This is a genomic window from Mycobacterium sp. (genome assembly GCF_032162105.1).
In the GTDB taxonomy this organism is placed as follows: Bacteria; Actinomycetota; Actinomycetes; order Mycobacteriales; family Mycobacteriaceae; genus Mycobacterium.
This window is the reverse complement of sequence record NZ_JAVRPS010000131.1, coordinates 1-5,566: the sequence shown is the minus strand read 5'-3', so window position 1 is coordinate 5,566 and position 5,566 is coordinate 1. Positions and strand designations below refer to the sequence as shown.

The following is a 5,566-nucleotide window of genomic DNA, read 5'->3' as shown; positions in this document are numbered from 1 at the left end:
GCCTCGAAGCCGTCGCGAAACCCGACCGCCAGTGCGCGATTGGCCCGCGCGACCGGTGAGTCGGTGATCGCGATCAGCCGGTCGTAGGCGGTGCAGATGGTGACCCAGTCCGTCTGCTCCCAACTCGGTGCCGTCGCATGCAGCGCCGCGATCACGGCCTGGGGGAGGTACGGACCGTCCGCGCCCGCCGCCAGCCGCAACCGATCGAGCCCACGGGTGACCCGACCGCGATCCCACCGTGTGCGGTCCTGCTCGTCGAGCGGTACCAGGGCGCCGTTGGCGTCCACCCGGGTGGCTCGGCGCGAATCGTGCAGCAGCACCAGCGCCGCCAACGCCTGCCCGTCCGGCGAATCGGGCATCAACGAACACAGCTCACCGGCGAGCCGGACACCCTCGTCGCACAACTCGTCGCGGATCGCCGATGGCCCCGCGGTCGACCAATAGCCCTCGGTGAACACCGAGTAGATGCACGCCAGCACGTGCGGTGTCCGCTCCGGCAGCCGCTCGGCGGGCGGCACCCGCAGCGGGATGTTCGCGCCGCGGATCTTGTTCTTGGCCCGCGTGATTCGCTGTCCGACCGCAGCCTCGGACTGCAGCAGCGCCCTCGCGATCTCGGCGACGGTGAGCCCGGAGATCAGCCGCAGCGTGAGGGCCAACTGCGACGAGTCGTCCAACGCCGGATGCGCGCACGTGAACATCATCCGCAACTCGTCGTCGCGCACCGGATGCACCGCGACCCCTTCGATGTGGGCCCATCTGTTCTCGGCCACCGCGGCCAGTTCCCTTCCCGGTCGGACCGATTCACGGCGCAAGCGGTCCAGCGCCCGGTTCCGTGCCACGGTCAGGACCCATCCGCCCGCGTTGTCGGGCACGCCGTCACGGGGCCAGGAACGCAACGCTTCGGCGAACGCCTCCTGGACGGCGTCCTCGGCGACGGTGAGATCACCCGACCAGCGGGCCAGCGCCGCCACTGCGGGACCCCACTCGCGCCGAAAGACGCCGTCCAGGTTGGTCATTCAGCGACGGCTACAGCCCCGACACCCCGGCCAATTGCTGCACCTGCACCGTGGTGGCCGGGATCATCGAGGCGATCTTGACGGCCTCGTCGCGGTCCGTCGCGGACAGGATGTAGAACCCGTTGGCGACCTCCGCACCCTCGATGTACGGCCCGTCGGTGAAGATCGTCTTACCGTCGCGCACCCGCACCGTCGTCGCCATTGCGGGTGGTTGTAGCGCCGCACCGGCCTTGTTGTGATCGGCCGCGGCGGCGCCGAACTCGCCGTGCGCGGCAATGCCTACCTCCCATTGCGCCGATCCGGGCGTCACGACGTTGTCGGCCGGCTCGAGTAGCAACGCCAACCAGTGGGTACCGTCCAGCGGCTTCTCCGGCTGATTCCACATGACTGTCGGCCACACCTCGATCGCACCGTACTTGGCCGCGGGGATGTCGCATGCCAAGGCCAGCGCATCGTCGAGGTTCTCGGCCTCGAACACGTAGTAGCCGCCTGCCACCTCAGCGCTCTCGGCGAACGGGCCGTCGGTGACGCTCGGGCTGTCCGGGCCGCCGGTGATCCGCACGCCGGTCGCCGACGGCAGCAGTGCGTCGCCGGCTCGGATCGCGGACGCGGCGCTGGTGTGGAACGCCTGGTAGGCGGCCATCTCGTCGGAGGCCTCCCGGTCGGCGTCGTAGCGGTGATCTTCAGGGGTGAGCAGCAGCGCGAAGTAGTGCATGGGGATACCTCCGGGTAGTGAGCGGAACCCTGCGTCCCACTCTCTACCGGTTCGACGAACGGCACCGTGCGAATCCGACAGCAGTCGGCATTTTCCTTGTAAACGAGTTCGCAGTTCCGCCATCGTGGTGTGGATCGTTGTGTGATCTTTTACCCATGCGTAAAACCGCGAGGGCAATCGTCCTCATCGTCGTGTCACTGATCGCCTCGGTGGCCCTGGCCCTCGCATCGGCGTTCACCGCCGCATTCGCGTTCGGCGCCACCGCGTTGATCGTGCCGGGCACCGGTACCCCAAACGCGACCAACGTCGCTGGTTACATGGAGAATGCCCGGGACTATTACATGGGTGGGACGGCGTGCGCCAATGGTGGCTGCACCGACGCCGACCTGCACAGCATCGTCTACCCCGCGTCGTTCTATCCGCTGTCGATCATCCCCGGTTGGTGCGACGTCAACTGCCAGAAATGGGACGTCTCGGTTCAGGAGGGTGTGAACAATCTGGACAAGCAGCTGATGGCCGCATTGGCGGTCCCCGGCGACATCGTCATCTTCGGCTACTCCCAGGGCGGCGCCGTCGTATCCAACGAGCTACGTGCCCTCGGTACCACGCTGACCCCGGAACAGAAGGCGCGGATCCAGGTGGTCATGATCGGCAACATCGACAACCCCCTTGGTGGGTTGTGGACGCTGCTCGGATTCCTCGGCCACGTCCCAATCCTGGATGTGACGACGGGCCTCCCGACACCGGTCGACACCGGGATACCGTTCAAGACCATCGTCTTCCAGTACGACGGCGTCGGCAATTCGCCGATCGCCTGGGGCAATCTGCTCGCGGTCGCCAACGCGTTCGCCGGGTTCGACCAGATTCACGGAACGTATCTCGAGCCCAACCAGAACAGCGGCTTCACCGGTCTGCCCAACGGCTACACGGAGGCCGAACTGCTGACCGCCCTGAACGATCCGGCCAACATTAAGACCGACGTGCACGGCAACCAGTACGTCACGATCCCGACCAAGGTACTGCCGCTCGCGTCGCTCATCCTCGGCCTGGCCGCCACCACCGGCACCACCCCGATCGTCAAGCCCTTCGTCGACCTGTTCTCTCCGGTGGCCCGGGTGCTCATCGACCTCGCCTACGATCCCAACGCGGACCCGAGCGTCCCGCAGGGGCTGACGATCCTGCCCTTCGCCGGCGCCATCAATCCGATCAAGCTGGCGTTCGATCTGGCAGCGGCCACCGTGCAGGGCATCCAGGCCTTCCTCAACGACGTCGGGATCGGCACGATGGTTGCCCCGGCCGCACCAGCGCCACTGACGACCTCGACGCTGGCGGCCCGCACGATCTCACCGCAGGCAATCGACCCGCAGGCCGACGAGTCGAAGAGCCTGGCGAGCGTGACCGCGTTGTCGTCGGCGAAGAAGTCGACGCCGGTCGTAACTGAAACGGACGCGGTCGAGGTCACGCAGGCCGTCCCGGCCGAGGGCACCGAAGCCACGACGCCTGCCATGGAGCCCGTGGCGAGCGCGACGACGCCGCCCGCATCGGATGTCGAGCCGGCTACCAAGCCGGTAGAGACGACGAAGCCGGTAGAGACGACGAAGCCGGTAGAGACGACCAAGCCGGAGGAGACGACGAAGCCCGAGAGCACCAAGCCCGCGGAGAGCACCGACGCGGACAAGAAGGACGAGAGCAAGGACGCGGCCAAGAAGGACGAGGCCAAGGACGCGGACGCAAAGGCGGCCGCCTAGCGAATGCGGACCGCCGCTAGGCGGGGGCGCCCGGCTTGAGGTAGGTCACCAGGCTGACGTCGATGGTCTCGTCGACGAAGTAGTACTGGCAGCCGGTCAGGTACTTCATGTACCGGTGGTAGTTCTCCTCGTCGGTGGCCGCGATGGCCTCGTCCTTGTGGTTCTCCAGTGCCGCAGCCCAGATGCCCAGCGTCTTGATGTAGTGGTTGCGCAGCGACATGGCCTCGGGCACGACGAAGCCGGCCTTCTCACCGTGGGCGACCATCATCTTGGTGGTCGGGATCCGGCCGCCAGGGAAGATCTCGGTGATCATGAACTTGACGAAACGAGCCAGCTCGAAGGTCAGCTTCTTGCCGCGGGCCTGCAGATCGTCGGGGTGAAAGCCGACGCTGCTCTGAATGGTCATGCGGCCGTCGTCGGGGAGGATGTCGAAGCAGCTCTTGAAGAAGTCGTCGTAGCGCTCGAAGCCGAAGTGCTCGAAGGCCTCGATCGACACGATGCGGTCGACCGGCCGTTTGAACTGCTCCCAGCCCTCGAGAAGTACCTCGTGGGTGCGCGGGCTGTCGAGCTTGTCGAGCAATTGGGTGCAGTATGCCTGCTGGTTCCTGCTCAGCGTCAGGCCGATGACGTTGACGTCGTACTTCTCCATCGCCCGCTGCAGCGTCAAGCCCCAGCCGCAGCCGATCTCGAGCAGCGTCATGCCCGGCTTGAGGTCCAGCTTTTCGAGGTGTTGATCGACGTTGGCGATCTGGGCCTCGGACAGCGTGACGTTCGGCCCGGTGAAGTAGGCACAGCTGTACTTGCGGGTCGGGTCCTGGAACACGCCGAAGAAGTCGTCGGACAGGTCGTAGTGAGCCTGGATGTCCTCGAAATGCGGCTCGAGGTCCTTCGTGCCGGTGGAGTTTTCAGACATGTTTCTCCTGCTTGACCTTTCCTTGCTGATGCAGCCGGCCGCCGATCTCGGACGGGTCTTGCTGTGACCGTACCGCGGCGCCGTCCATCGACGTGTCAACTAGCGGCTCAAGCCGCAAACCCTAGCGTTCACCGGGTGGTCGACTCCAATTCGGCGCCGTGCGCTGACGGCCCTACTTGGCCAGCGTGAACTGGCAGACGTCGATGTAGCCCTCGTGGAAGCCCTTGGCGCAACCGGTGAGGTAGTGCATGTAGCGGTCGTACACCTCTTCGGACTGCACGGCGATCGCTTCGTCCTTGTGCGCCTCCAGCGCGGCCGACCAGGTATCCAACGTCCGCGCGTAGTGCTTCTGCAGCGACTGCGTACGGGTCAGGTCAAAGCCGGCCCGCGTCGCGAACTCACCCGCCATCTCGGTGGTCGGCAGGTATCCGCCGGGGAAGATCTCGGTGAGGATGAACTTCACGAACCGCGCGATCGAGAACGTCAGCGGCAACCCGGCCGCGGTCATCTGCGGCAGCGTGAGCGCAGTGATGGTGTGCAGCAGCATCACGCCGTCGTCCGGTAGCGCCTTGTAGGCCATCGCGAAGAAGTCGTCCCAACGGTCCTTGCCGAAGTGCTCGAAGGCCCCGATCGACACGATCCGGTCGACCGGCTCGTCGAATTGCTCCCAACCATTGAGCAGCACGCGCTTGGAACGGGGACTGTCGTGCTTGGCGAACACGCTCTCGACGTGTGCCTTCTGGTTCTCGCTCAAGGTGAGGCCGACGACGTTGACGTCGTACTTCTCGACGGCCCGCAGCATGGTCGAGCCCCACCCGCAGCCGACGTCGAGCAACGTCATCCCCGGCTCGAGACCCAGCTTGCCCAGCGCCAGGTCGACCTTGGCCAGCTGCGCCTCCTCCAGCGTCATGTCATCGCGCTCGAAGTACGCGCAGCTGTAGGTCTGCGTCGGGTCGAGGAAGAGGCTGAAGAACTCGTCGGACAGGTCGTAGTGCGCCTGTACGTCCTCGAAGTGTGGCTTGAGGCCACCCTTCTTACGTGCCGTCTTGGCCATGATGGAATTGCCTTCCTGGCTGGTCAGCAGCAGACCGGAATCGACGATGACTCCCCCGCAAGCTGCTGCGCTCGCTGTGTGATGTTACGCGCCGGGCCATCGCAACCCGAATTGAAGTTT

Annotated in this window: 5 protein-coding genes; 1 reads left to right on the top strand and 4 read right to left on the bottom strand. The window is 65.7% G+C overall.

Going from position 1 to position 5,566, the window contains the following annotated elements; translation table 11 throughout:
• The coding region (locus tag QOC69_RS06555; protein WP_526437567.1) for an RNA polymerase sigma factor at positions 1-1,016 on the bottom strand (1,016 nt) is incomplete at its 3' end.
• Positions 1,017-1,026: 10 nt separating this feature from the next.
• Positions 1,027-1,731 (bottom strand): YciI family protein, encoded by a 705-nt coding sequence (locus QOC69_RS06550; RefSeq protein ID WP_526437565.1) that lies wholly within the window; start codon positions 1,729-1,731, stop codon positions 1,027-1,029.
• 155 nt (positions 1,732-1,886) lie between these two features.
• On the opposite strand from QOC69_RS06550, the gene QOC69_RS06545 reads away from it, so the two are divergent.
• Positions 1,887-3,479 (top strand): PE-PPE domain-containing protein, encoded by a 1,593-nt coding sequence (locus QOC69_RS06545; protein WP_526437563.1) that lies wholly within the window; start codon positions 1,887-1,889, stop codon positions 3,477-3,479.
• Between the two features lie 16 nt (positions 3,480-3,495).
• Here QOC69_RS06545 and QOC69_RS06540 read toward each other — a convergent pair whose 3' ends face one another.
• Together QOC69_RS06540 and QOC69_RS06535 are read right to left on the bottom strand one after the other, a co-directional pair.
• Positions 3,496-4,392 carry a cyclopropane mycolic acid synthase family methyltransferase gene (locus tag QOC69_RS06540; protein WP_526437561.1) on the bottom strand — a complete coding sequence of 299 codons (897 nt, stop codon included), beginning with the start codon at positions 4,390-4,392 and terminating at the stop codon, positions 3,496-3,498.
• A gap of 172 nt (positions 4,393-4,564) precedes the next feature.
• Positions 4,565-5,446 carry a cyclopropane mycolic acid synthase family methyltransferase gene (locus QOC69_RS06535; protein WP_526437559.1) on the bottom strand — a complete coding sequence of 294 codons (882 nt, stop codon included), beginning with the start codon at positions 5,444-5,446 and terminating at the stop codon, positions 4,565-4,567.
• Positions 5,447-5,566: the final 120 nt, after the last annotated feature.